The following is a 25,150-nucleotide window of genomic DNA, read 5'->3' on the forward strand; positions in this document are numbered from 1 at the left end:
GAGACTCGAGCCGAACTCGCTCCGTCCCGCGAACCGCTGAGCCTCCGCGCCGTGAACCGGGCGACCCTGGCCCGCCAGCTGTTGTTGCGGCGGCACCCGATCGCGCCGCACACCGCCGTGGCGGCGCTGGCCGGGCTGAACGCACAGGCCGCGGACCACCCCTACCTCGGTCTGTGGGCGCGCGTCGAGGATTTCCGGGCCGAGCAACTGACCGAGCTGTTGCACGCACGACGGGTCGTGCGGGCGTGCCTGATGCGCTACACCCAGCACCTCGTCACCGCCGAGGACTTCCAGGTACTGCGGCCCACGCTCCGGCCCGTCCTCGAACGCGTGCAGCGCAGCGCGTTCGGCCGCCGCACCCGCGGCGTGGACCTGGCGGAGCTGGTGGAGGTGGGCACGAAGCTGTTGCGGGGACGCACGCTCACCCGTCCGCAGCTGGGCAGGCTCCTGGCCGAGCGCTGGCCGGAGCACGAGCCGGGCGCGCTGGCGTGGTCCTTCCAGTATCTCGCGCCGGTCGTCCATCCCCCACCGGACGGGGTGTGGGGCAGGCGTGGGGGGCACACTCCGATGGCACTGGCCGACGACTGGCTGGGCGCCCCCACGGCCACGGCCGATCCGGCTCAGGTGGTGGTGCGGCACCTGGCGGCGTTCGGCCCGGCGACCGTACGCGACGTCCAGGCCTGGTCGGGCTTGCGCAGGTTGAGCGAGGTGGTCGACTCCCTCCGCTCCCGGCTGGCGGTGTTCCACGACGAGCAGGGGCGCGAGTTGTTCGATCTGCCCGACGCGCCACGCCCCGGCCCGGATGTCCCGGCGCCACCTCGATTCCTGCCCGAGTACGACAACCTGCTGCTGGCCCACGATGATCGGTCGCGGGTGATGACCCGGGAGGTCCGGTCCAGGGTGTGTGTCGGTGCCGGCGTCGCCGCCACCCTGCTGGTGGACGGCGTGGTGCGCGGAACCTGGCGGATTCGGCGTGACGGTGCGTGTGCCACGCTCGAGGTCGAGCCGTTCGAGCCGATCGGCGCCGCGGACCGGGATCGGGTGACCGGGGAAGGCCTGCGGTTGCTCGCGTTCGCCGCGCCCGACGCCGACGAAGGGCGCGTGCGTCTGGGCTGACCGCCGTACGTCTCCAGTCGCGTTCGAGCGTGACTCATGCGGTGGTGGCGACGCTTCTTCCGTTCTCTGTCACGGAGGAAGCTCATGACGCAGACGCATCACCGGCTCAGGACCGACCTACCCCCGTTCCCGTGGCACCGTGAGTGCCCCTACCACCCGCCCGCGCACTACGCGATGCTGCGCGAAACCGAGCCGGTCGCCCGGGTCGAGCTGGCGACAGGCACGTCGGCGTGGCTGGTGACCCGGTACGACCTGGTGCGCCAGGTGCTCAACGACCCGAGGCTGAGTTCCGACCGGGCCGACCCGAACTTCCCGTACTTCATTCCCGTCCCTCCCCAGTTCCGCACCAACGCGTCGTTTCTGGGCATGGACCCGCCCGAGCACACCCGGCATCGCCGCAGGGTGGCCGGGGCGTTCACCACCAAGCGCGTCAAGACGATGCGCCCGCACATCCAGCAGGTCGTCGACGACTGCCTCACCCGGATGCTCGAGACGGGGCCACCGGCCGACCTGGTGCAGGCGCTGTCCCTGCCCGTGCCGACCGCCGTGATCTGCGAGCTGCTCGGGGTGCCCCAGAGCGATCTTCCGTTCTTCCACGAGCGCACCCGGATGATGATGGGCGGGGCCAGCTCCGCGGAGGAGCGCCGCACCGGCCTGATCGAGCTGGAAGGCTTTCTGCACGACCTGGTGGTGGCCAAGGAGCGCGACCCGGGCTCTGACCTGCTCAGCGAACTGGTTGCCGAGTACCGCGCCGAGGAGGCCTACGACCGGGAGGAGCTGGTCAGCCTCGCCCGCCTGCTTCTCGTCGCCGGGCACGAGACCAGTGCCAACATGATCTCGCTCGGCACGATGACGCTGCTGGAGCACCCCGACCAGCTCGCGCTGCTCCGGCAGGACCCCGGCCTCGCGGCGTCGGCCGCGGAGGAGCTGTTGCGCTACCTCACCGTCGCCGACCTCGCCACGTCCCGCGTCGCGACCGAGGACATCGAGCTCGACGGCGTGGTGATCCGCGCCGGTGAAGGCATCATCGCGGTCGGCGCGGCCGCCAACCGGGATCCCGCGGCGTTCCCCGATCCGGACACGCTGGACATCCGTCGCACGGCGCAGCACCATGTGACCTTCGGATTCGGCAGGCACTTCTGCGTCGGCGCGGACCTCTCCCGCCTCGAACTGGAGGTTGTGTTCGGCACGCTGTTCGGCCGCATCCCGTCGCTGCGGATGGCGGAACCGATCGATGCACTGTCCTACAAGGACGGAGCCATCATGTACGGCGTCTACGAAATGCCGGTGACGTGGTGAGCCCCGCGCCGACGATGACCTCCCTCGTCGGTCTGATCGTGCTGCTGCTGGCGGGCGCGCCGACGGCGTCCGCGGTCTCCGCGTCCGCCGAGCGGGTGGAGGTGATCGCCGCCGGACTGGACGGACCACGCGGGCTGACACCCCTCCCGGGTGGCGGCGTCCTGGTGGCCGAGTCGGGACGCGGCGGCGCGGGACCGTGCGTACCCGTGCTCGGCGGGTTCGAGGGCTGCCTGGGAACCACGGGCGCGGTGACGATGGCGGCCTGTGGCGGCCAACGGCGGATCGTGACCGGCCTGCCGTCGCTCTACGTCGCGGACCTGCAGGAGGCGCTCGGGCCGTACGACGTCGCGCTCGGCCCGAGTGGCCCGGTGCTGGTGTCGGTGGGCTTCGGTGGGGATGTCGCGGTGCGGCCGGAGCTCGGCCCCGTCGGTGCCGCGCTCGGGCAGGTGGTGCGGGCCTGGCCGGACGGCCGGTGGGCGGCGTTCGCCGACATCGCCGGGCACCGCGGTCCGGGGGCCGGGAGCCAGCCGTGGGGCCTGCACGCCGATGGCGGCCGGCTTCACGTCACGGACGCCATGACCGGCAGCCTGCACACCGTCGACCGCCGGGGCCGGATCGGGACCGTGCCCCTGGAGGGAACGCTGCGGCAGCCGACGACCGTCGTCCGCGGCCCCGACGGTGCCTTCTACGTCGGCGAGTTCGCGTTCAACGATCCTGGACAGGCCCGCGTGCTGCGGCTCGAACCCGGCGCACCGGTCACCGTGCACGCTACCGGGTTCACTCACGTGTCGGATCTCGCCTTCGACGCCGAAGGCGACCTGCTGGTGCTGGAGTACGCCAAGAACGGCGTGCTCAGCGGCGACCCCACCGGCAGGCTCACCCGGATCGGCGCGGACGGGAGCCGCACCGAGATCGCCGCAGGGCTGCTGGAGAACCCGACCTCGGTCGCCGCGCCCGGCCCGGGCGTGCTCTACGTCTCCAACAAGGGGATATCCATCGGCGCCGGCGAGGTTCTCCGCGTCACGACCGGCTGAGCGAACTCCGGAGGAGTCATGACCGACAGCACGACCACCCACGCCGCGTCGTACAGCGCGGGGTGCCTGAGCAAGGATCTGCCGACCGAACAGGACCGGCTCCGGATGCAGGAGGAGGTGCTCGACCCGCACACGGTGCGCCTGCTCGACCGGCTGCCGGTGCGGTCGTCGTGGCGGTGTCTGGAGATCGGGGCCGGCGCCGGATCGGTCGCCTACCGGCTGGCCGAGAGGTGCCGGTCCGGCTCCGTTCTCGCGGTCGATGTCGACACCCGCTTCCTCGACGAGGACCGCGCGCCCAACCTGAGTGTGGCGGAGGCCGACATCACCACCGCCGAGTACCCCGCGGCCTCGTTCGACCTGGTCCACGCCCGGATGGTGCTGTGCCATCTGGCGCGCCGCGACGAGGTTCTCGCCGCCGCCGCGCGTTGGCTCGCGCCCGGTGGGTGGCTGGTGGTCGAGGAGCCGTACTTCTTCTCCGCCGAGACCTCGCCGTACGGGCCGGTGCGGCGGCTGTTCACCGGCGTGGAACGGAAACTCGCACAGCACGGCGCGGACATGCGGTGGGCGCGCAAGCTGCCCGGGCTGATGGCGCGGCTGCTGGGCACGGTACCCGTCGTGGACACCGCGCCGGGCCCGTTCGGCGGTGAGCCGGGCACCGTGAACCACGAGTTGTCGCGAGTCAACGTGCTCCAGGTGGGGCCGCTGCTGGTGCGTGACGGCACGCTCGCCGAAGCGGAGCTGGAGGAGGTCCTGGAGATGTTCACGACGCCGGGTTTTCTCGACATCATGTCGGTGAATCTCGGGGTATGCGCCGAGAAGCCGGGAGACTAGCCGGGCCCACGACCTCCGCGCAGCAACGCCTGCGCCACGGCCACGATGTGCTCGCGCAGCTCGGGGGGCCGGACCACCTCGAAGTCGGCGCCCACCGAGGCCAGCACGAGTGTCGGCCAGTCGAGCGTGTCCACGTCCATCCGCAGCAGGCACTCGCGCTCGTCCAGGTGGGTGACCCGGCCCCATCGCTCGACGACCTCCCGCACCGCCGAGGCGGCAGCGTTCACCCGCACCTCGACCACGTACTTCGCCGGTCTGTCGGCGATCCGGGCCCGGACGAACGCGCCGGCATCGCCGCCGGGGACCTCGCGGGAGACGCAGGGCGTGCCCGTCGGTTCCGGCTGCGCCATGCGGTCGACGCGAAACTGGCGCCAGTCCTCGCGACCGAGGTCCCAGGCGAGGAGGTACCAGCGGCGGTCGAGCGGCACGAGGCGGTGCGGCTCGACCACACGGGTGGTCCGGTCGCCGCCCGCCGTCACATAGCCGAACCGCAGTCGCTCGCCGTGCCGGCACGCCTGCGCGATGGTGATGAGCGTGCCGGCGTCCACTCTCTGCCCCGTGCGGACCACCGCGGGCACGGTGGCCGCGGTGAGGGCGTCGATCCGGTCGCGCAGCCGCGGCGGCATCACGGCCATCAGCTTGCTCAGCGCCTGCACGGAGGTCTCCTCGACCCCGGCCGCGGCGCCGTTCGCGGCGGTGAGCAGACCGGCGACCACGGCCACCGACTCCTCGTCGTCCAGCAACAGCGGCGGCATCCTGCTGCCGGGCCGCAGGCGGTAGCCGCCCGCGACGCCGGGATGGGCCGTCACCTGGTAGCCGAGCTCGCGCACCCGGTCGATGTCGCGGCGCAGCGTCCGCTGGCTCACGCCCAGCCGGGTGGCGAGCTCCGCACCCGGCCAGAAGCGGTGACTCTGCAGCAGCGAGAGCAGCCGCAGCATTCGAGTGCTCGTGTTGGCCATGGCAGCGATTCTCCCGTCAATCGCGGCCGGGAAGTGGCCTCAATAGCCCATACGATGCCCACGTCCGACCCCCGTGCGGGCACCGCGCCGTGCGGGAGAACCGACGATGTGAAGTGAGGGATTTCCTGTGGTTGACGTGGCGGTTCCGGTTCGGGCTCGCGAACTGCACCTGGTCGGCCGGCCTGATCCGGATGTGTCCGAGGACCATTTCGCCGAGGTCGAAGCCGAGGTCGGTGAACCTGGCGAGGGACAGGTGCTGGTCCGCAACGAGTGGATGTTGTTGTCGGTCGTGCTCAAGGACCTGATGGAGACCGAGCCCAATCCCGATCTGCCGATGCCCGCCTACGCGCTGGGCGAGCCGCCGTGGGCGCCGACCGTCGGCACCGTGGTGGTGTCCCGCCACCCGGAGGTCGCCGAGGGCGATCTCGTGTTCCACAACCAGGGGTTCCGGCAGTATGCGATCACCGGGATCGGGGAGTGGGAGGGCACCCGGCTGGACCGGGACGCGCTGCCCAGCCCCCAGCACCACCTGCTCATCTCGCCCGGCATGACGGCGTGGCGCGGCATGGTCACCGTCGCCGGCGTCGGGGAGGGGGACACGGTGTTCGTGTCCGGTGCGACGTCGGGCGTGGGTTCGATGGCCGGGCAGATCGCCCGGTGCCGGGGAGCGGCCAAGGTCATCGGCAGCACCGGCAGCAAGGACAAGGTCGACTACCTGCGGGACCTCGGTTTCGACGATGCCTTCGACTACCACGACGGGTCGCTGACCGAGCGGCTTGCCGAGCTGGCTCCGGACGGTATCGACGTCTTCTTCGACAACGTGGGCGGTGACCAGTTCTCGGCCGCGCTGGCCAACGCGGCCGAGGGTGCGCGGTTCGCGCTCTGCGGCACGTTGTCGCGGGACAACCCGGTGCTCGAGCACGAGACCGTGATCGTCAAGGGCATGACGATCCGCGGGTTCATCAGTGTCTACGAGCCGGGCGACCAGGAGGAGTTCACCGCCGCGCTGGGGCGGTGGCTGCGGGACGGCCGGTTCGTGTTCGCGCCGACCGTGGTCGAGGGTGGCCTCGCGGCGGTGCCGAAGGCGCTGGTCGAGCAGCTGGGACGCCGGGCAAGGGGCGTCACGATGGTCAAGCTGAGCGACGACTGACCGGCCGCGGTCGGCCGAATCGCAGCGATGCTGATCGGCAGGGAGCACCCGCTCGGGGTGCTGCGGGACGCCGTGACCGGCGTGTTCGCCGGCCACGGCGGCTTCGTGCTCGTCACCGGTGAGTCCGGGATCGGCAAGACCGCACTGGTCACCGAGGCGGCCGGGCAGGCCAGGGCGCGGGGCGCGACGGTCGTGGGCGGCGCGTGCTGTGACGCGGACGTGGTGCCCGCGTTCTGGCCGTGGGTGCAACTGGTGCGCGCCTTGCGCGACACGGACGGCTTCGACCTGCCCACGGTCCTGGGCGAGCGGGCGGGCACCGCCGTGGACGACACCTTCCGGCGGCACGACGCCGTCGTCCGCCTGCTCACCGGCGCCGCCCGTGGCCGGCCGGTCATGGCCGTGCTGGACGACCTGCAACTCGCCGACGTGGCCTCCGTCCGGCTGCTGGACTTCGTGGTCCGGCACACCAGGCTGGAGCGGGTGCTGGTGGTCGGCACCTACCGTGACAGTGAGGTGCAGCGGCGAGGGCACCGGCTGCGGGCGGCGATGCTGCCGCTGGTCGCCCGGGCGACGACGGTCGCGCTCACCGGGCTCGACGTCTCCGGGGTCGCGCGGCTGGCGGCCCGCACGTCGGGCGAGGACCTCGACCCCGGCACGGCAGCTGACCTGCACCGGCACACCGGGGGGAACCCGTTCTTCGTCGAGCAGATCGCCCGGCTCGGCCACGGGGCCGGGGTTCCGGCCGCCCTGCCACCGGAGCTGCGGGAGTCGGTCCGCCAGCGGCTCGCGCAGCTCTCGGAGCCGGCCCGGACACTGCTCGGCACCGCCGCGGTGCTGGGGAGCCGGTTCGCCGTGCCGCTCCTGGAGGCCGTGACCGGCCTGGCGCGGCCCGACGTCGACGAGCTGCTCGCCGAGGCGATGCTGGCCCGGCTGATCACCCGGGACGGCGACACCGCGTCGTTCCCGCACGGCCTCGTGCACACCACCCTCTACGACTCGCTCGATCCGGCCGAGCGGCGCCGTCGGCACGCCGCCGTGGTGCGGGTGGCCGGTGCCGACCCGGATCTGGCGGCGACCGTGTTCGCCACGGACCTGGCGCGGCACGCGTGGCTCGCGGAGGACGAGGTGCCTGCCCGGCGTGCCGTCGATCTCCTCGTGGACGCGGCGAGGCAGGCGAGCGCGCGGATGGCCGGCGACGAAGCCGTCCGTCTCCTCCACTGGGCCGCCGACCGTTGCGAGCCCGGCCGACGGCTACAGCTGATCCGCTTGCGGCTGGCCGAGGCACAGCACGCCTGCGGCGAGAAGAGCGTCGCGTGGCGCATGTTCGACGGGGCGGTGCTGGCCGCCGAGGACGAGCGGGACCCGCTGCTGCTCGCCCGGGTGGCGCTCACCGTGCCGCACACCGACCCCGAGCGCGCCGGCTACGTGCTCGACCTGCTGCGCCGGGCCCACCGGGAGCTGGTGGGCGAGCCGCCCCCCGATGCCGGTCTGGAGGAGCTGGTGCGGGAGGTGACGGTGCGTGCGGTGGTGCTGGCGCGGGACCGTCGTGACGACGACACGCTGGGGTTCACTTTGCAGGCGCTGCACGCGGTGCTGTGGGGGCCGGGCACGGCGGCCCGCAGGCAGGTGCTCACCGAGGAGATGGCCGCTGTCGCGCGGCGCACCGGGGACCAGGACCTGGATCTGTTCGCCAGCGCACTGCGCTGGGTGGCGCTGCTGGAGCAGGGCGACCCGGGCTACCTCGCCCAGCTGGAGTCCTTCGCCGCCGCCGCGGAGGCGAGCGGGCTGCCGAGGTGGGTCGGCGCCGCCACCGTGGACCGCAGCACCGCGGCCCTGCTGCGGGGAAGGTTCGCCGAGGCGGCGGAACTGGCCGACCGGGTGCCGGCCGAGCACCTCGACGAGGACCCCGAGCTGGCGCGGATGTTCGCGTGGCAGCGCCGGTGGGCGCTGCTCGACCTGCAGGGCAGGCTGGGCGAGATCGTGGACGAGCGGGCGAACGTGCCGGGATCGTGGCTGCTCGCGGACGTGCTGGTCGGGATCGCCGCCCTCGACCGCGGCGATGTCGAGACGGCACTGCGCTGCCACCGGGACGTGCTGGCCGCGGGTGCGGTGCCGGGCGAGTGGCGCTCGCTGTGGCTGCGGTTCCGCGCGCAGATCGCCGTGGCGACGCAGGACGCCGACCTGCGTGAGCGCACCCGCGCGCTGCTGACGCCCCATGCGGGCGAGTGGCTGGTATCCCTGTTCGGTTGTGACATCAGCGGTCCGGTGGACCACTGGCTGGCGGTGCTCGACACCGCCGCGGGAGACACCGACTCCGCGATCCGGCGCTTTCATGCGGCCGCGGCCTCGGCGGACAGCCTGCGCGCCCACGGGTGGAGCGTGCTGGCCCGCGCCGGGCTGGTCGAGGTGTCGGCGGCCGGGCCGGACGAGGCCGAGGCCGTCGCGCGCACCGCCGACCGCCTCGGGATGCCACACGTGGCAGAGCGGATGCGCCTCCGGTGCGGCCAGAACGGTGCCGGTGACCACGGCGCGGACGAGGCGGGGACGGGACGGGAGTTCCGCCGCCGGGGCGACGTGTGGGCCGTGCGGTTCGCGGGCCGCCAGGAACACCTCGCGGACACCAAGGGACTGCACGATCTGCGCCAGCTGCTGGCGAACCCCGGCGCGGCGATCCCGGCGACCTGGCTCGTCGCCGGGGATGCGCGGCCGGCGGCGTCGTCCGGCGGTGACCGGATCATCGACGCGACCGCCAAGGTCCGGTTCAAGCGGCATCTGGACTCGCTGGACCGCCGGATCGAGGACGCGCTCGCCGCCGGTCGCGACGACACCGCCGCCCGTCTCGACCGGGAGCGGCAGGACGTCGTGCACCACCTGCGGGCGGCGACGGGGCTCTGCGGCCGGGACCGCCGTCTCGGCGACACCGCCGAACGTGCCCGCAAGACCGTCGCCGCCCGCATCCGCACCGCGCTGCGCAAGCTCGACGAACGTCACCCGCCGCTGGCCGCGCACCTGCGGGCCACCGTCGAGACGGGGACGACCTGCCGTTACGAACCGGCCGACGCGGAGCCGTGGCACGTCTAGCGGAGCTCACTGCCGGTTGTACAGCCGGATGGTGAGCGCGCCGAACAGGACGAGGAAGCCCGCGCCGTAGACCGTCGTCCACAGCAGCGCCGCTCCTTCCCAGACCCCGCTCGTCAGGCCCCGTACCGAGGTGACGAGCTGAGTCACCGGCGAGACCTCGACCACCGACCCCAGCCAGCCGGGCATCGTGTCGGGGTCGACGAGCACATTGGACAGGAAGGTCAACGGGAACATCACGGCCATGCTGACCGACATCACCGCCTTCTCCGTGTCCAGCACCAGCCCCAGTGCCGTCCAGACCCACGAGAACGCGAACGCGAACCCCACCAGCACGCCGATACCGGCCAGCACACCAAGCACGCCCGCGGCGGGCCGGTAGCCGAGCACCAGTCCCACCACCACCATCACCAGGGACGCGGATGTGTAGCGGAACGCGTCGGCGACCAGATACCCGATCATCGGGGCGGGACGCCAGATGGACAGTGTGCGGACCCGGTCGAGCAGCCCCTGCTTCGCGTCGATGTTGATCGTCATCCCGGTGGACAAGGTCGTCAGCAGCACGCTCATCGTCATGATGCCCGGAAGCAGGTACTGCAGGTACTCGTCGGTGGAGCCCGCGATCGCCCCACCGAACAGGTACGTGAACATCAGCACCATGACGATGGGGAAGAGCGTCACGTCGAACAGCTGACTCGGAATGTGCTTGATCTTCAGCATCGACCGCCAGCTCATGGCGCGCAGCGCGGCGACGGCGGTCGCCCGCCGGGGCTGGCGGTCCTTCGGCAGCAGCAGTGTCTCCAGGTCGCCGGTGCGCGGCGAAGCCGGCGTGGCCTCGCCCGTTCCGGAGGGCCGGGTCATGGATGTTCTCCTCGAGTTGGGTGCGGTGCGGCTCAGGCGGCGTCGGGGCTGGTCAGCGCGAGAAAGACCTCGTCGAGGCTCGGCTGGCCGAGCGCGAAGTCGGTGACCGGGACGCCGGCCCCGGAGAGCTCGAACAACGTGTGCGCCGCCAGCGCTGTCGGGTCGTCCGTTCCGCCTATACGGGTGCTGAGCGCGACCGGGTCCGGGTCGAGTTCCACCTCCGCGTTCAGGACACGGGCGAGGATCTCCCTGGCGCGCTCGCGCTGCTCGGCGTGCCGGAGCCGGACCGTCACCGATCCGGCCGCGACCGTGGACTTGAGCTCACCGGGCGTGCCTTCCGCGATCACGCGCCCGTGGTCGATCACGGCGATCCGGGACGCCAGCCGGTCGGCCTCCTCCAGGTGCTGGGTCGTGAGAAGCACCGTCGTGCCCTGCCGGACGACGGCACGCACGATGTCCCACACCTGGCTGCGGCTGCGGGGATCGAGTCCCGATGTCGGCTCGTCGAGGAACAATAGGTCCGGTGTGCGGATGATGCTCGCGGCGATGTCGAGCCGCCGCCGCATGCCGCCGGAGTAGTTCTTGACCTGACGGGTCGCGGAGTCGGCCAGGTCGAAGGCCGCGAGCAGGTCGTCGGCACGGGCACGGGCGTCGGCGATCGTGAACCCGGCGAGCCGGCCCAGCAGGACGAGGTTCTCCGCCGCGGTCAGGTCCTCGTCCAGCGAGGCGTACTGGCCGGTGAGCGCGATACGACCGCGTACCGTGTCCGGTTCCCGCACCACGTCGTGGCCGAACACGGACGCCTGGCCCCCGTCGGGACGTAGCAGTGTGGCCAGCACCTTCACCGCTGTCGTCTTGCCTGCGCCGTTGGGGCCGAGCACCCCGCACACCGTTCCCGCCGGCACACGCAGGTCGAGCCGGTCGACGGCCCGTAACCGGCCGAACGTCTTCACCAGCCCGACGGCTTCGACCGCCAGTTCGGTCATCGTCGTCCTCCGTCTCGTCTGTGGGGCGGTGCCTCCGCTCCTCCTCCGTCACCCGGGAGGCGCGACACACGGGATCGCGGTGCTACACGGGATGTGTCATCTCCGGGCACCGGGCAGGCCCTTGGTGGCGACCGGCGCACCGGGTCCTCCTGGCGCGCGGTCGCGCGCCGGTCGACCCGGTCCCCGGCGACGTGCCACACGGACCACCGCCGGTTGAGCGCAGCGCGATCGCGTCGCGGGAGGCTGCGCACACCACGTCGGCGGGCATGTGGAGGGAACCGACCATGACGTATCGAAGCGCCGGGACCGCAGCGGCCACGTGCCGGATGTGCGGCGGTGCGCTGACCGAGTTCCTGGATCTGGGGCGGCAACCGCTGTCCGACGCCTTCCTGCGCGAGGCGGACATCCCGGGTGAGTTCTTCTTCCGGCTGGCGGTCGGCCTGTGCGACGCGTGCGGGCTGACCCAGCTGGTCGAGGAGGTGCCGAGGGAACGGATGTTCCACGAACGCTACCCGTACTACTCCTCCGGGTCCGCGATGATGCGTGAGCACTTCACCGCGACCGCGCGAGAGTTGCTCGATCAGGTCTCCGGCCGCGACGCGTTCGTCGTGGAGATCGGCTCCAACGACGGGGTGATGCTCCGGGCGGTCCACGACGCCGGAGTGCGGCACCTCGGGTTCGAGCCCTCGGGCGGTGTCGCGGACGTCGCGCGCGCACACGGGGTGCGAGTGCGCACCGCCTACTTCGAGGAGGGCACGGCGGCCGAGACGCGTGCCGCCGAGGGACCCGCGGACATCGTCTTCGCCGCCAACACGATCTGCCACGTTCCCTACCTGGATTCGGTGCTGCGCGGGCTCGACCTGCTCCTGGCGGAGGACGGCGTGTTCGTGTTCGAGGACCCGTACCTCGGTGACATCGTGGACAAGACGTCGTTCGACCAGATCTACGACGAGCACTTCTACTTGTTCACCGCGCGCTCGGTGCGGGAGATGGCGGCTCGCTTCGGGTTCGAGCTGGTGGACGTGCGGCGGCTCGCCGTGCACGGCGGTGAGGTGCGCTACACGCTGGCCCGCGCGGGCAGCCGCACACCCTCGGCCGCCGTGGCGGAGATGCTCACCGAGGAGCGACGCCGTGGGCTGCACGAACTCCTGCCCCTACGGCGGTTCGCGGCCGCTGTCCACGGTGTCCGCGACGAGCTGGCCGCACTCCTGCGCGAGCTCCGCGACCAGGGGTACACCGTCGCCGCGTACGGCGCGACCGCGAAGAGCGCGACCGTGACCAACTTCTGCGGGATCGGCCCGGACCTCGTGTCGTACGTCTGCGACAGCACGCCCGCCAAACAGGGAAAGCTGACTCCGGGCGCGCACATACCGGTCGTGCCGCCTGCCGAGTTCACCAGCGCCTACCCCGACTACGCCTTGCTCTTCGCGTGGAACCACGCCGACGAGATCATCGCCAAGGAGCGGGGATTCCGCGACGCCGGCGGGCGATGGATCACCTACGTCCCCGACGTGCGCGTGAGCTGAGTCGATGTACCAGGACGAGTACATCGAGGTCTACGACCTCGTCATGCGGAACCGGGGACGCGACTACGCGGGCGAGGCGCGTGCCATCCTCGGCCTGGTCGACGAACGCAACCCCGGGGCGGCATCGCTGCTGGACGTCGCCTGCGGCACCGGGTTGCACCTGCGAGAGCTGGCCGCGCCGTTCGCCGAGGTCCACGGCCTGGACGTCTCCGAGGACATGCTCGCGCTCGCGAAGCGGCGCATCGAAGGGCTCCGGTGCCACCAGGCGGACATGCGGCGGGTGCGACTGCCGGTGCGGTTCGACGTGATCGTGTGCATGTTCGCGATCCCGCACCTGCGCTCGGGCCCCGAACTGGACGCGACCGTCGCGGGTCTCGCCGCGCAGCTGGCTCCGGGGGGACTGCTGATCATCGAGCCGTGGTACCGGCCGGAGCAGTTCGTCCCCGGCTACGTGGCCAGGGACGTGGTCGAGGTGGACGGGCACACCGTCGTCCGGCTGTCCCACTCCCGCTGGCTCGACCGGCGGGCGAACCGCATCCGGATGGTCGTCCACCATGCCCTCGCGGACGCGGACCACGGCATCCGGCACGCCACCGACGAGGTGGACCTGACCTTGTTCACCGACGAGCAGTACCGGCACGCGTTCGCCGCGGCGGGTTGCACGGCGGAACGGTTCACCGGCGCTCCGTTCACCTGGGGGCTGTGGCTGGCCCAGCGCCGGGAGACCCGCTGATGGACCGCGTGGTCGTCCTCGGCGGTACCGGTTTCGTGGGCCGCCATCTGGCGGACGCGTTCGCGGCGGCGGGCCACGATGTCCTCGTCGTCGCCCGGCACCAGGTGCCCACGCCGCACCCGTTCGCTTCCTTCGACGTCGCCGCGGCGACGGGTCCCTCGTTCGCGGCGTTCCTGGACGGGATGGAGCCGGACGTGGTGGTGGATGCGACCGGCAGCAGCTGGGGACTCGGTGACGAGGAGATGACGTCGCGGTGCCTGGTGCCGACGCGGCGCCTGCTGGCCGCGCTCCGGCACGTCCGCCTCCGGCCGCGTGTCGTGCACCTGGGATCGGTGCTGGAGTACGGCCCGGTTCCGCCGGGGACCCCGGTCAACCACGGCAGCGCACCACCGGAGACGGCCTACGGCAAGGCCAAGCTCGCGGCCAGCACGGCCCTGCTGGCCGCGGCCGGCAGCGGCAGGGCCGACGCGGTCGTGCTTCGCCTGTCGAACGCGATCGGCCCGGGCATGCCGGGGGAGAGCCTGGTGGGCCGGGTGCTGCGTGCCCTGCGGTCCGCGGCACCGGGCGAACCCGCGGTGGTCCGGTTGAAGCCACTGGAGGCCCACCGGGACTACCTCGATGTCCGGGACGTCGCCGAGGCGGTCGTCGCCGCCGCCGTCGCGGACGTGTCCGGGCAGGTACTGGACATCGGCAGCGGGAAGGCGGTCCCGGTCCGCGATCTCGTCCGGCTGGTGGTGGGCTCGAGCGGGATACCCGCGCGGATCGAGGAGGAGCCGCCCGCACGGCGAGACTGGTGGGCGACGATGAGCTGGATCGAGGTCGACCCCACCCGGGCGCGCGAGGTCCTCGGCTGGCGGCCACGCCACGATCTCGGGGACACGGCCCGGTGGGTCTGGGCCGGGGGAGACGGCGGGGACGCGGCACGGCAGGCGGGCTCGACCGGGGCGGTGGGTCGCGTTCCACCGGACCGCGAGCACCGGTGACCAGTATCCCGGTATGAGGATCCTGGTCACCGGTGGCGCGGGTTTCATCGGCGCGCACTATGTCCGCACCCTGCTCGCCGGGGAATACCCGGGCTACGAAGAGGCCGAGATCACCGTCGTCGACAAGCTCACCTACGCCGGCAGCACCGAACGGCTACCCGGGCACCACGAGCGGCTGTCCTTCGTCCAGGGAGACATCTGCGATCCCGGGCTGCTCGGCCGCGTCGTGCCGGGCCACGACGCGATCGTGCACTTCGCGGCCGAGTCGCACGTCGACCGGTCGATCCTGGGTGGCGGCGAGTTCGTCCGCACGAACGTGCAGGGCACGCAGAACCTGCTGAACGCGGCGGTGGCCGCCGAGGTGACCACGGTCGTGCACGTGTCGACCGACGAGGTGTACGGCTCGATCGACCAGGGGTCGTGGGACGAGGCGCAGCCGCTGCTGCCGAACTCGTTGTACGCGGCCACCAAGGCGAGCGGCGACCTGATCGCGCGCGCGTACCGGCGGACCCACGGTCTGGATGTGCGGATCACGCGGTGCTGCAACAACTACGGGCCGTACCAGCACACGGAGAAACTGATTCCCCTGTTCGTCACGAGCCTCCTCGGTGGAGTCCCCGTCCCGCTCTACGGTGACGGGGGCAACGTCCGGGAATGGCTGCACGTCGACGACCACTGCAGGGCGATCCAGCTCGTGTTGAGCGAGGGCGAGGCCGGGGAGATCTACAACATCGGTTCCGGCGCAGCGGTGAGCAACCGCGAGATGACCGCACTTCTGCTCGACCTGTGTGGCGCGGGCTGGGACCTCGTGCGGCACGTGCCCGACCGCAAGGGCCACGACCTCAGGTACTCGATCGACGACACGAAGATCAGAACAGAGCTCGGCTACGCGCCGCGGTGGTCGTTGGACGAGGGGCTCGCGAGCGTCGTCGCGTGGTACCGGGCGAACGACGACTGGTGGTCCAGGTTGCGTCGCTGAGGGGCGGCGACTCCGCGGCAGCGGCGCCGACGCCGCTGCCGCGGTTTCAGCGGCCGTCGAGCCGTGGCCGAGCGCCGTCGGCCAGGGTCAACCTCCGCGGTGTCGTCGCGGGGCGGGACGAGGTCCGGCGGCCGGGAGTCGCCCGGTCGGCCCTGGTTCTCCCCGGAGAGCGGAGGTTGAGCGCAGTGAAAGGCATCATTCTCGCCGGCGGTAACGGAACCCGGCTGTACCCGGCGACGCTCGGGGTGTCGAAGCAGCTGTTGCCGGTGTACGACAAGCCGCTGATCTACCACCCCCTGTCCGTGCTCATGCTGGCCGGCATCCGCGAGATACTGGTCATCAGCACGCGGCGCGACCTGGACGGCTTCCGCCGGCTCCTCGGTGACGGCGGCGAGCTCGGTCTCTCGCTGTGCTACGCGGTCCAGGACGAGCCTCGCGGCCTCGCGGACGCCTTCCTGATCGGCGCGGATCACGTGGGCGCCGATCAGGTCGCGCTGATCCTCGGGGACAACGTCTTTCACGGACCACGGTTCTCGGAGGTGTTGCGAACCGCCGCGCGTGGCGTGGACGGCTGTGTCCTTTTCGGCTACCCGGTGCACGACCCCGAACGCTACGCGGTGGGCGAGGCGGACGACGATGGCGCGCTGATCTCACTTGAGGAGAAGCCGCGCAGACCGAGGTCGAACCGGGCGATCACGGGGCTGTACTTCTATGACAACGACGTGCTGGACATCGCGAAGAACCTGCGCCCGTCCGCACGCGGTGAGCTGGAGATCACCGATGTGAACCTGCGCTATCTCGCCGCGGGAAAGGCGCGGCTGATCGATCTGGGACGTGGTTTCGTCTGGCTGGACACGGGAACGCACGAGTCGCTCAGTGAGGCGGGGCAGTACGTGCGGATCATGGAGAACCGGCAGGGAGTCCGCATCGCGTGCGTCGAGGAGATCGCTCTGCGGATGGGTTTCATCGACCGGGAGTCCTGTTACCGGCTGGGGCAGCGGCTCGCGAAGTCACCCTACGGGCGCTACGTCATGGAGATCGCCGCGCACCCGTGACACCGCCCGGCACCTTGTGCGCCAGACCTGCCCGGCCGCCGAGCGATCCCCGGACCCATCCGGCCGCGGCCAGGAGCTCCAGTACCCCGAGGGTCTCGACGAAGCCGACAGCGGCGCCTCTCGTGCACCTTCCGGCCGACGCCATCCGGGCGAGCGGTCCGGCAGCGCTCCACCGGGTGAGCTTCACCGGGTCCTCCGGCGCGCCGCGCTCGGGGAGCCGGGGCGGAGGGGGACGTGCCTAGGATCGGCGCCATGAGGTTTGCGATCTCGCTCCCGCAGTTCTGCACCGACGGCACGTTCGACGGTGACGCGTTCGCCGCGTACGCGACCCGTGCCGAGGAGCTGGGCTTCGAGAGCGGCTGGACGCAGGAGCAGGCGCTCGGTGCGATGCCGCAACTGTCGCCGATCGAGGTGATGACCTACGCGGCGGCCCGCACCACCCGGTTGCGGCTCGGCTGCTCGGTGTTCGTCACCACCCTGCACAGCCCGGTGCACCTGGCGAAGAGCCTCGCCACCCTCGACCAGCTCAGCCGCGGCAGGCTGGAGGTCGGTGTCGGCACCGGCGGCCGGCGCGAGCGGACCTTTCCCGCCTTCGGCGTGGACCCGGACAGCTACCTCGCGCGGTTCACCGAAGGCCTCCGGCTGATGAAGACGCTGTGGACAGCGGACCCGGTCACGTTCTCGGGTGACTTCTGGCGGCTGGACGGCGCGAGCATGCAACCGAAACCATGGCAGAAGCCGTATCCGCCGCTGTGGTACGGCGGCAGCGGTTCCCTGGCGCTGCGCCGCGCGGCGCGGGAGGGGCACGGCTTCTTCGGCGCGGGCTCCTCGCCGACGGCACGCTTCGCCGAACAGGTGCGGGTGGTGCGTGAGGCGCTGACCGAGGCCGGCCGCGAGGACGACGGCTTCCGCATCGCCAAGCGCGCCTACGTCGCGGTGGACGACGACCCGGCGCGGGCGCGGCAGCGGATGAACGACGCGCTCGCGCGCATCTACGACGGCCGCTCGGCGACCATCGAGTCCGCGGCCGTGACGGGCACGGTGACCGAGGTCGCCGCCGGCCTCCGCGACATCGCCCTGGCGGGCGCGGAGCTGATCCTGCTGACTCCGGTGTACGAGCAGGCCGAACAGATGGAACGCCTCGCCGCGGAGGTGCTGCCGTCGGTGACCGGCTGAGGCGTCCTCGTCCCGGTCCGCTCCGATCAGGCCTGCGGCTGGACGATGTCGACCATCCAGCAGATGCCGAAGCGATCGGTGCCGATGCCGCACTCGCCGCCCCCTGCTTCTCGAACCGCGTCGTCGCGCAGCCACGCCGTTCCCCGGCATCGTCTCCGCTCACGCTGAGGGCGATGTTGCCGCCGGGCTGGTGGGGCAGGGTGGCAGGTCGGCGGCCATGAGAGTGAACCCGGTGCCGGTCTCCGGCATCGCGTGCATGACCGTGCCGGTCGCGGGTGGTGCCGAGGGCAGGCACCCGGCGCCGGGCACTGACGCGAACCGGGGCGCTCGCCCGCGGGCGGGCGCCCACCGCCGTCCGTGGCGCGAAAAGACCTGCGCCGTTCGCCCCGTAATGGTTTCCTGCTGCCATGAAGGTGTTTGTCACGGGTGCGACCGGCGCGATCGGGGGACACACCGTCCCGGCCCTTGTCCGTGCCGGGCACACGGTCAGCGCGCTCGCCCGCGGCTCCGCCAAGGCCGAGGTCCTGGCCGAGCAGGGAGCGACCCCGGTGCCGGTGTCGCTGTTCGACCGGGACGCCCTGGCGGCGGCCTTCGCCGGCCACGACGCGGTGGTCAACCTGGCCACCGCCATGCCGGCCACGGCCGCGTTCGTCGTCCGGCGGGCGTGGCGGCCCACCGGCCGGGTTCGCGCGGAGGGCGCGGCGAACGTCGCCGACGCCGCCCTCGCCGCGGGGGTGCGGCGCGTCGTGCAGGAGTCGGTGGCGATGCTCTACCGCGACCACGGAGCACAGTGGATCGACGAGGACGCCGCCGTGGACAGCTACCCCGCCACGGCGGGCAACCACGCCGCGGAGGCCGCCGCCCACCGGTTCACCGCGTTCGGCGGGGAGGGGACGGTGCTGCGATTCGGGTTGTTCTACGGCCCGGGCGCCCGGCACAGCGAGCAGATGCTCGCCCTCGCGCGACGGCACATCGGGGTGATGCTGGGCCCGCCAGGGAGCTACCTGTCCTCGATCCACGTCGCCGACGCCGCCTCGGCGGTCGTCGCCGCACTGCACGCGCCCGCGGGCACGTTCAACGTCGTCGACGACGAGCCGCTGACCCAACGCGCCTACGCCGGCGCGCTCAGCCACGCGGCGGGCGCCACGCCCTGGCTGCGGGTACCCGGGCGGGCGGGGCTGCTCCTCGGCGACCGGCTCACCTCGCTGACCCGGTCGCTGCGCGTCAGCAACAGCCGGTTCCGCGACGCCACGGCGTGGGCGCCCGCCTACCCCAGTGCGCGGGAAGGCTGGCTCGCCACCGCCGCCCACCTCGACCGGGCCCGTTAGCCCGCCGCGTCGGGACCGGGCGCGGTTCGGGTGGCGTGCTGTTCCCGCAGGTGGGTGGCGTCGAGGGTGCCGAGGAGCCGGAGGGCGTCGGCGCTCGCGGATCCGGGCTCGGCGTGGTAGACGACCAGTTCCTGCCCCGGGGCCGACTTGACGTCGAAGGCGTGCATGCGCAGCGTGAGCTCGCCGACCTGCGGATGGCGGAACCTCTTGCGCTCGAGCCGCTTGCGCCGCGCGTCGTGCCGTTGCCACATCGCCGCGAAGTCGGGGCTCCCGGCGCGGACGGCCTCCAGGACCTCCCGGATCCGGGGGTCGTGCGGAGCCTCGCCGTGCAGCGTACGGAAACCCGCGACGGTGTTGGCCGCGACCCGGTCCCAGTCCGGGTAGAACGTGCGGGCCTCCGGATCGAGGAAGACCTTCATGAGCAGGTTCGGGCCGTGCCTGAGCCCGTCGAAGAGCGCGTACGCCAGCCGGTTGGCGGCCAGTACGTCGTAGGCCTTGCCGAGCACCAGCGCCGGGTTCTCGGGCCACATCTCCAGGAGGCGCGACAGGCCGGGATCGGCGCGTTCGGGCCCGGCGCCGCGGTGCGTACGGGGCGTCAGTCCGGCCACCCGGAAGAGGTGCAGGCGGGCGTCGTCGTCCAGTCGCAGGGCCCGGGCGATCGCGTCGAGGACCTGGGCCGACGGGTTGCGCTCACGGCCTTGTTCCAGCCGCACGTAGTAGTCGACGCTCACGCCCGCCCTCGTCGCGACCTCCTCCCGGCGAAGACCCGGGACACGCCGCACCCCGGACGTGACGACGCCCGCTGCCTCGGGGCTCACCCGGCCGCGCCGGGCCCGGAGAAAGTCACCCAGGAGGTTCTCGGTCATGCGGCCAGGCTACGCCGCGGCGAACCCGCGTGCCTGGGTGTGCCACTCCCAGGCACACCGCTGCCTTCCCCGGTCCCGCGATCTCGGTGAGGTTGGTGGCCATGACCACCAACAACGACATGAGCGGCGAAAACCGGGTCGTCCTGGTGACCGGTGCCTCCAGCGGCATCGGCGAGGCCACGGCACGTCGGCTGGCAGCCGAGGGGTACCACGTCGTCCTGGCCGCACGGCGCACGGACCGGCTTGGCGCGATCGTCGAGGACCTCCGGCACGCCGGGCACAGCGCGGAGAGCCGTGCGCTGGACGTCACCGACCGGGCGGCGTTCCAGACCCTCGTCGACGAGGTGATCGCCGTGCGGGGAAGGCTCGACGTGCTGGTCGGGAACGCGGGGGTGATGTTGCTGTCCCGCCTCGACGGGCGGCAGGTCGACGAATGGGACCGGATGTTCGATGTCAACGTCCGCGGGTTGTACCACGGGATCGCCGCCGTGCTGCCGCATTTCCGGGAACGGGGGACCGGGCACGTGGTCACGATGGCCTCGGTCGGCGCGCACGAGGTGCCGCCGACGTCGGCGGTCTACTCGGCGACGAAGTTCGCCGCATGGGCGCTGACCGAGGGGTTGCGGGTGGAGTCCGGTCCGGGGGTTCGCGTGACGACGATCTGCCCCGGCGTGACCGAGTCCGAACTGGCCGATCACATCACCGATCCCCACGCGGCCGAGTTCATGGTCGACTACCGCGCGGCCGCCATCCCGGCCGACGCCGTCGCCCGCGCCGTGAGCTTCGCCCTCGCCCAGCCTGCGGACGTCGATGTCAACGAGATCATCGTCCGCCCGGCGGCGCAACGCTGACGGAGCCGTGGCGGGGTCGTGGGGCGGATGCGCGCCCGCGACGGGGTTCTCCCGGTGGGCGACTCCTTCTCCGCCTACGTCGTGGAGTGGACGCTGCGTCGCCTCGGTGACCGCGCAGCCGCCGGACGTGGCCGGGCGGCCCGCGGCGGACCTGGCCGGGTCCGGCGAGCTGGTCGAGCGCGCCGCCGGGACCGCGTTCCCCGCGTCGTTCTCCGACCGGGACACGCTGCTGATCGGCACCGGCCGGCGTGCGGCGGCCGAGGCGGAGCGGGCAGAGCTGGGGAGGTGGCCGCGAGACCCCGGCGGTCCCTGGCTGGCCGCGTGAGCCACGGCTCCCGAGCCGGTTTGGGTGGCGCCGCTCGCGGGCACGCGGGAACCGGCAGGCAACCACCCGGAATCCGGGCCGGAGACGTCACGACGGGAATCGGAGCCCTGATGCGATCGCGGCACCTCGGCCGATGGTGTGGGCGGCGCCGGGCCGGTCCGAGCCTGGCGGCCGCCTCGGCGGCGGCGATGCTGGCCCTCGCCTCGTGCGGGAGCGGAGGCGAGCAGGCCACGACCGGAGGCGAGCAGCCCACCGAGACCGGAAGGGCCACGGCGACCACGTCGCCGCCCGAGACGACGGAACGCACCACGCCGGGCGGGACACCGACGACGCCCGCCGGCGGGGACGGGGGCCAGGACGCCGAGCCCGTCCCGCCCATCGGCGTCGCGGCGGCGTCGGGCCGGGGCGCCGACGGGGGAACGGTGCGGCTGGCGGATGTCCGGGTGGGCCGCCACGCGACCTTCGACCGGGTCGTCTTCGAGTTCCGCGGGGGCCGGCCCGGCTACGAGGTCGGTTACGGCGAGCTGGACGAACCGGGGTCGGGCAGGCGCGTCGAGATCGCGGGCGACCAGGCTCTCGAGGTCGTGTTCCGCGACGGCCGTGCGCTCCGCTCCCCCGAAGGGCGGACGGCACTGCGCCCGGACCTGCCCGCGATCGCCGCCGTGCGGTACGTCGGCGGCTTCGAAGCGGTGACCAAGTGGGGGATCGGGGCGCCCACCCGGCTCGGGTTCCGGGTCCAGGAACTGTCCGGGCCGCCGCGGCTCGCCGTGGACGTCGCGCATCCCCGGGCGTTCGCCGAGTTCGGCCGCGAGTGCCGCGACGTGACCATCGATCCAGTCCACCGGGCCGGGGCGATCCGCGCCCGCGACACGCACTGCGCGGTGGCCCGCGACATCGCGACCGCCGCCGTGCGGGAGGGCGGGCCCGAACCGGGCCAGGTGCACGGCTTCTCCTGCCGCTCCGAGCGAGCCGGGGCGTCGGCGCTGCGGTACCTCTGCGAGAAGGACGGCGCGTACGTGACGTTCCTGCTCAACTGAGCGCCCGCACGAGCATCCGGGTGCTCGTCACTCCCCGCGTGGTGCGCGCGGCGGGGCATGGTCCACTCCGGTGATCGGTGTCTGCTGGACGGGTTGGGATGCGCGTGTTCCCCTTGTGCCGCTCGCGCTGATCTGGGCTAGCTGGACGGGAGGAACGAGGCCTGGGAACGTCGATGGGGGCGCGGGTGGCACGAGCCGGTGATGTGGTGGGCGCGGTGCGGGGCGACGGCACCGAGGAGTCAGCGGAGGCGGTGGAGACCGTGGCGCTGGCGCGGGGGTTCGATCATCAGGATCCGGCGGTGGCCGGGGAGATCCACGACATTCTGGGCCGGTTCCGGCGGCACTGCCCGGTGGCCTTCAGCGAGGCCTACGGGGGCATGCACGTGGTGACCCGGTACGCCGACATCCGGCAGGTGGCGCAGCGCGGGGAGACGTTCAGCTCCGCGGTGGACCTGGGCGCGGTGGTGGTGGTGCCGGAGATCGCGGGTGTGCGGGCGCCGCTGTTCGAGCTGGATCTGGCCGAGCACACCGGGTGGCGGCGGCACCTGCAGCGGTTCTTCACCCCGGCGGCGGCCGCGCGGCACGAGCCCTACATCCGCCGGGTCAGCCGGGAGGCGGTGGCGCGGATCGCGCCGCGGGGCCGGGCGGACCTGGTCGCCGAGTACGCGGCGGTGGTGCCGTTGCTGGTGGTGGGGGAGCTGCTGGGGGTGCCGGAGCCGCAGCGGCCGCGGCTGGCGGAGCTGGCGCGGGGGCTGACCACGGCCTCCGGTGCGGAGGAGGCGGCCCGGGTCGGCCGGGACTACGCCGAGTTCCTGCTCGGGCAGATCCGGGACCGCCGCGGCCGTGCCGGAGGGGACCTGCTGACCTCGGTGGTCAACACCGAGATCAACGGGCGGGCGGCCACCGAGCCGGAGCTGCTGAAGTTCGTGTTCCTGATGATCGCGGCGGGCAACCTGACCACGACCGACCAGCTGGCCTCCGCGCTGCTGGTGCTGGCCGAGGAGGAGGGTCTGCGGCGCCGGGTGGCCGCCGCGCCGGAGCTGATCGGCGATCTGGTGGAGGAGTGTGTACGGCACGAGTCGGCGGTCGCGGCCACCGGCCGGGCGGTGGTGGCCGACACCGAGCTGGGCGGGGTGCCGCTGGCCGCGGGGGACCGGGTGCTCATCACCTGGGGCTCGGGCAACCGGGACGAGGAGCACTTCCCCGACGGCGGGGAGTTCCGCCTGGGCCGGTCCCGCCCGCGCAAGCCGCACGTCGGGTGGGGCGCGGGGGCGCACCGCTGCCTGGGCATGCACCTGGCCCGGGTCGAGCTGCGGGTGCTGCTGGAGGAGCTGCTGGCGGCGATCCCGGAGTTCCGGCTGGAGCCGGGCGCGGCGCCCGAACGCACCTACGGCGTCATCCGGGGCGTGCGGTCACTGCCGGTGACCTGGCCGGTGCCCGGCTAGCGCCGGTCCAGCCATGCACGATCAGCCAGGGACTCCGTCGCTTCGTGGGGCCGCGAGCGATCTGCCCGTCGTGAATCCGCCGCTGCGCGGCCGGTTGCTCACGGGCGGGCAGCGGCCGGGAGACTCCGCCCGGGACCTGGGCCGCCTCGTGCACCGCCGCCCGGCTGCGGTGCTGCGCCCGGGCTGCGTCGACGACATCGCCCGCATGGTCGCGTGGTGCCACGACCAGGGGGTGCCGGTCGCCGCGCAGGGCACCGGGCACACCACCCAGGGCCAGCGACTGGCCGAAGGTGGGCTGGCCGTCGACATGACCACGCTGAACAAAGTCCACGCCCATGGCGGCGACGGGGTCGACGTCGAGGCGGGGATCCTGTGGACCGACCTGGTCCGGGACCTGGCCGGGCGGGGTTTCCGCTTCGCCGGGGGCCTGACCGGCTACGTGTCGATGACCGTGGGCGGCACGCTCAGCGTCGGCGGGATCAGCCCCCATCATCGCCTGGGCGCCCAGATCGACGCGGTACGCCGGATCCAGGTCGTGACCGGCCGCGGTGAGACCGTGTGGGCCTCGGACGAGGAGAACCCCGAGCTGTTCGCCGCCGCGCTGGGCGGGCTCGGGCAGGTCGGCATCATCACCCGCGTGGTGCTGGACCTGGCGCCGCTGCCGCGGCGGGTGCACACCTGGGCGGTGCCCTGCGGCACCGTCGATGCCGCGTTCTCCGTGATGCGCGCGGCGATCGAGCGTGGCGTGCTGGACGAGGTCTACTGCATGATCCTGCCGCCCGGCGCCGCCGGGCCCGGCCCGACGTTCCTGGTGCAGCTGGCCTACTACGAAACCGAGCGGCCACTACCCGGCGACGGGCTGCCGTGCTGGGACGGGCCCGCCGAGCGCGAGACGCTGCGCTACGTCGAGCACGCCACCAAGTACACCCGGGTCATCGACCAGTGGCGGGAGGCGGGCTGGGACGACCGGTGCAAGCCGTGGTTCGACGTGTTCCTGCCCGACGACGCGGCCGAGTCCTTCGTCGATCGCACGCTGGCGGCGATGACGCCGGAGGACTGGAGCGCCCCGCACGGCGAGGGTTTCGTGTTGCTGTTCCCGCACCGCGCCGGGGCGTTCGGCAGGCCCCGGCTGCGGCTGCCGCGGCAGGACCCGGACCGCCTGGTGTGGCTGTTCGACGTTCTCAACGCCTCCCCGGCCGACGCCGACCCCGGTTACGTCGAGCGGATGCTGGACCGCAACCGGGCCTGGCTCGGCGCCGCCACCGCCGCGGGCGGCGCGGCCTACCCGATCGGCAGCCACGTCTTCGGCGCCGCGGAGTGGCGACGCCACTACGGCGACACCTGGGCCGACGTCGTGGCGGCCAAGAAACGCCACGATCCCCGCCTCATCCTCACGCCGGGCCCCGGCATCAACGCCGCGCTGTCCGGCGGGACACGAACCTGACCGGCCGGGGTCGTGGAGGTCCGGCTCACGATTCATGCGGGTACGCGCGGTGCTGCCGTCCCAGGCCGGGTTCCGCGGTGATGACGGG

General features: G+C 72.7%; 22 protein-coding genes. 18 read left to right on the forward strand and 4 right to left on the reverse strand.

The genetic code is table 11. The annotated features are described in order from the left end of the window. Positions 1 to 51: 51 nt before the first annotated feature. From B0I33_RS02940 to B0I33_RS02955, 4 genes are all read left to right on the forward strand, one after another. Positions 52 to 1,116 (forward strand): winged helix DNA-binding domain-containing protein, encoded by a 1,065-nt coding sequence (locus tag B0I33_RS02940; RefSeq protein ID WP_245900405.1) that lies wholly within the window; start codon positions 52 to 54, stop codon positions 1,114 to 1,116. Between the two features lie 84 nt (positions 1,117 to 1,200). Continuing rightward, positions 1,201 to 2,415 carry a cytochrome P450 gene (locus B0I33_RS02945; protein ID WP_106176897.1) on the forward strand — a complete coding sequence of 405 codons (1,215 nt, stop codon included), beginning with the start codon at positions 1,201 to 1,203 and terminating at the stop codon, positions 2,413 to 2,415. Then, positions 2,412 to 3,449, forward strand: a complete 1,038-nt coding sequence (locus tag B0I33_RS02950; protein ID WP_146147445.1) for a ScyD/ScyE family protein — start codon at positions 2,412 to 2,414, stop codon at positions 3,447 to 3,449. Before B0I33_RS02945 ends, B0I33_RS02950 begins: the two co-directional genes overlap by 4 nt. An 18-nt stretch (positions 3,450 to 3,467) precedes the next feature. Further along, on the forward strand, positions 3,468 to 4,280 hold the full coding sequence (locus B0I33_RS02955; RefSeq protein ID WP_106176899.1) for a class I SAM-dependent methyltransferase: 813 nt from the start codon (positions 3,468 to 3,470) through the stop codon (positions 4,278 to 4,280). Here B0I33_RS02955 and B0I33_RS02960 read toward each other — a convergent pair. After that, positions 4,277 to 5,239 carry a helix-turn-helix transcriptional regulator gene (locus B0I33_RS02960; RefSeq protein WP_181193153.1) on the reverse strand — a complete coding sequence of 321 codons (963 nt, stop codon included), beginning with the start codon at positions 5,237 to 5,239 and terminating at the stop codon, positions 4,277 to 4,279. The genes B0I33_RS02955 and B0I33_RS02960 overlap by 4 nt on opposite strands. 136 nt (positions 5,240 to 5,375) lie before the next feature. Between B0I33_RS02960 and B0I33_RS02965 the strand changes: the two genes are divergently transcribed. Both B0I33_RS02965 and B0I33_RS02970 read left to right on the forward strand, forming a co-directional pair. Next, positions 5,376 to 6,389, forward strand: coding sequence for a zinc-binding dehydrogenase (locus B0I33_RS02965; protein WP_281259336.1), 1,014 nt, complete (start codon positions 5,376 to 5,378; stop codon positions 6,387 to 6,389). A 27-nt stretch (positions 6,390 to 6,416) separates the two neighbouring features. Then, positions 6,417 to 9,470: an ATP-binding protein gene (locus tag B0I33_RS02970; protein ID WP_106176902.1), complete on the forward strand. Its 3,054-nt coding sequence runs from the start codon at positions 6,417 to 6,419 to the stop codon at positions 9,468 to 9,470. Positions 9,471 to 9,476: 6 nt separating this feature from the next. Here the strand turns inward: B0I33_RS02970 and B0I33_RS02975 are convergent, their stop codons facing one another. Together B0I33_RS02975 and B0I33_RS02980 are read right to left on the reverse strand one after the other, a co-directional pair. Further along, complete coding sequence (locus B0I33_RS02975) at positions 9,477 to 10,328, reverse strand: ABC transporter permease (RefSeq protein ID WP_106176903.1); 852 nt, start codon at positions 10,326 to 10,328, stop codon at positions 9,477 to 9,479. Positions 10,329 to 10,360: 32 nt separating this feature from the next. Then, positions 10,361 to 11,314: an ATP-binding cassette domain-containing protein gene (locus B0I33_RS02980; protein ID WP_106176904.1), complete on the reverse strand. Its 954-nt coding sequence runs from the start codon at positions 11,312 to 11,314 to the stop codon at positions 10,361 to 10,363. Positions 11,315 to 11,598: 284 nt separating this feature from the next. Between B0I33_RS02980 and B0I33_RS02985 the strand changes: the two genes are divergently transcribed. The 7 genes from B0I33_RS02985 to B0I33_RS03015 all read left to right on the forward strand — a co-directional run bounded on the left by B0I33_RS02985 (position 11,599) and on the right by B0I33_RS03015 (position 19,094). Further along, positions 11,599 to 12,840, forward strand: coding sequence for a class I SAM-dependent methyltransferase (locus tag B0I33_RS02985; RefSeq protein ID WP_106176905.1), 1,242 nt, complete (start codon positions 11,599 to 11,601; stop codon positions 12,838 to 12,840). 4 nt (positions 12,841 to 12,844) lie between these two features. After that, positions 12,845 to 13,573 (forward strand): class I SAM-dependent methyltransferase, encoded by a 729-nt coding sequence (locus B0I33_RS02990; RefSeq protein ID WP_106176906.1) that lies wholly within the window; start codon positions 12,845 to 12,847, stop codon positions 13,571 to 13,573. Continuing rightward, positions 13,573 to 14,556, forward strand: a complete 984-nt coding sequence (locus B0I33_RS02995; RefSeq protein WP_106176907.1) for an NAD-dependent epimerase/dehydratase family protein — start codon at positions 13,573 to 13,575, stop codon at positions 14,554 to 14,556. The genes B0I33_RS02990 and B0I33_RS02995 overlap by 1 nt, the downstream gene beginning before the upstream one ends. 13 nt (positions 14,557 to 14,569) lie before the next feature. Further along, entirely contained in the window at positions 14,570 to 15,535 is a 966-nt protein-coding gene (gene rfbB, locus B0I33_RS03000; protein ID WP_106176908.1) for a dTDP-glucose 4,6-dehydratase, read from the forward strand. A gap of 185 nt (positions 15,536 to 15,720) precedes the next feature. Then, positions 15,721 to 16,590: a glucose-1-phosphate thymidylyltransferase RfbA gene (gene rfbA / locus B0I33_RS03005; RefSeq protein WP_106176909.1), complete on the forward strand. Its 870-nt coding sequence runs from the start codon at positions 15,721 to 15,723 to the stop codon at positions 16,588 to 16,590. A 252-nt stretch (positions 16,591 to 16,842) separates the two neighbouring features. After that, the gene (locus B0I33_RS03010) at positions 16,843 to 17,766 is read left to right on the forward strand and encodes an LLM class flavin-dependent oxidoreductase (RefSeq protein WP_106176910.1); all 924 of its coding nucleotides are present in this window, start codon (positions 16,843 to 16,845) and stop codon (positions 17,764 to 17,766) included. A 407-nt stretch (positions 17,767 to 18,173) separates the two neighbouring features. Continuing rightward, positions 18,174 to 19,094, forward strand: coding sequence for an NAD-dependent epimerase/dehydratase family protein (locus B0I33_RS03015; RefSeq protein ID WP_106176911.1), 921 nt, complete (start codon positions 18,174 to 18,176; stop codon positions 19,092 to 19,094). Here the strand turns inward: B0I33_RS03015 and B0I33_RS03020 are convergent. Then, the gene (locus tag B0I33_RS03020; protein ID WP_106176912.1) at positions 19,091 to 19,960 is read right to left on the reverse strand and encodes a helix-turn-helix domain-containing protein; all 870 of its coding nucleotides are present in this window, start codon (positions 19,958 to 19,960) and stop codon (positions 19,091 to 19,093) included. The genes B0I33_RS03015 and B0I33_RS03020 overlap by 4 nt on opposite strands. Positions 19,961 to 20,061: 101 nt before the next feature. Here B0I33_RS03020 and B0I33_RS03025 point away from each other — a divergent pair, with 101 nt between their 5' ends. The 5 genes from B0I33_RS03025 (at position 20,062) to B0I33_RS03045 (ending at position 25,062) form a co-directional block, all read left to right on the forward strand. Further along, positions 20,062 to 20,811 (forward strand): SDR family oxidoreductase, encoded by a 750-nt coding sequence (locus B0I33_RS03025; RefSeq protein WP_106176913.1) that lies wholly within the window; start codon positions 20,062 to 20,064, stop codon positions 20,809 to 20,811. A 106-nt stretch (positions 20,812 to 20,917) separates the two neighbouring features. Beyond that, entirely contained in the window at positions 20,918 to 21,136 is a 219-nt protein-coding gene (locus tag B0I33_RS03030; RefSeq protein WP_106176914.1) for a hypothetical protein, read from the forward strand. Positions 21,137 to 21,246: 110 nt separating this feature from the next. Continuing rightward, positions 21,247 to 22,173 (forward strand): AMIN-like domain-containing (lipo)protein, encoded by a 927-nt coding sequence (locus B0I33_RS03035; protein WP_106176915.1) that lies wholly within the window; start codon positions 21,247 to 21,249, stop codon positions 22,171 to 22,173. Between the two features lie 185 nt (positions 22,174 to 22,358). Next, on the forward strand, positions 22,359 to 23,618 hold the full coding sequence (locus B0I33_RS03040) for a cytochrome P450 (protein WP_245900406.1): 1,260 nt from the start codon (positions 22,359 to 22,361) through the stop codon (positions 23,616 to 23,618). Between the two features lie 70 nt (positions 23,619 to 23,688). Beyond that, positions 23,689 to 25,062: an FAD-binding protein gene (locus B0I33_RS03045; protein WP_181193154.1), complete on the forward strand. Its 1,374-nt coding sequence runs from the start codon at positions 23,689 to 23,691 to the stop codon at positions 25,060 to 25,062. The last annotated feature ends 88 nt before the right edge of the window (positions 25,063 to 25,150 follow it).

It is taken from the genome of Prauserella shujinwangii (assembly GCF_003001955.1).
Lineage (GTDB): Bacteria > Actinomycetota > Actinomycetes > Mycobacteriales > Pseudonocardiaceae > Qaidamihabitans > Qaidamihabitans shujinwangii.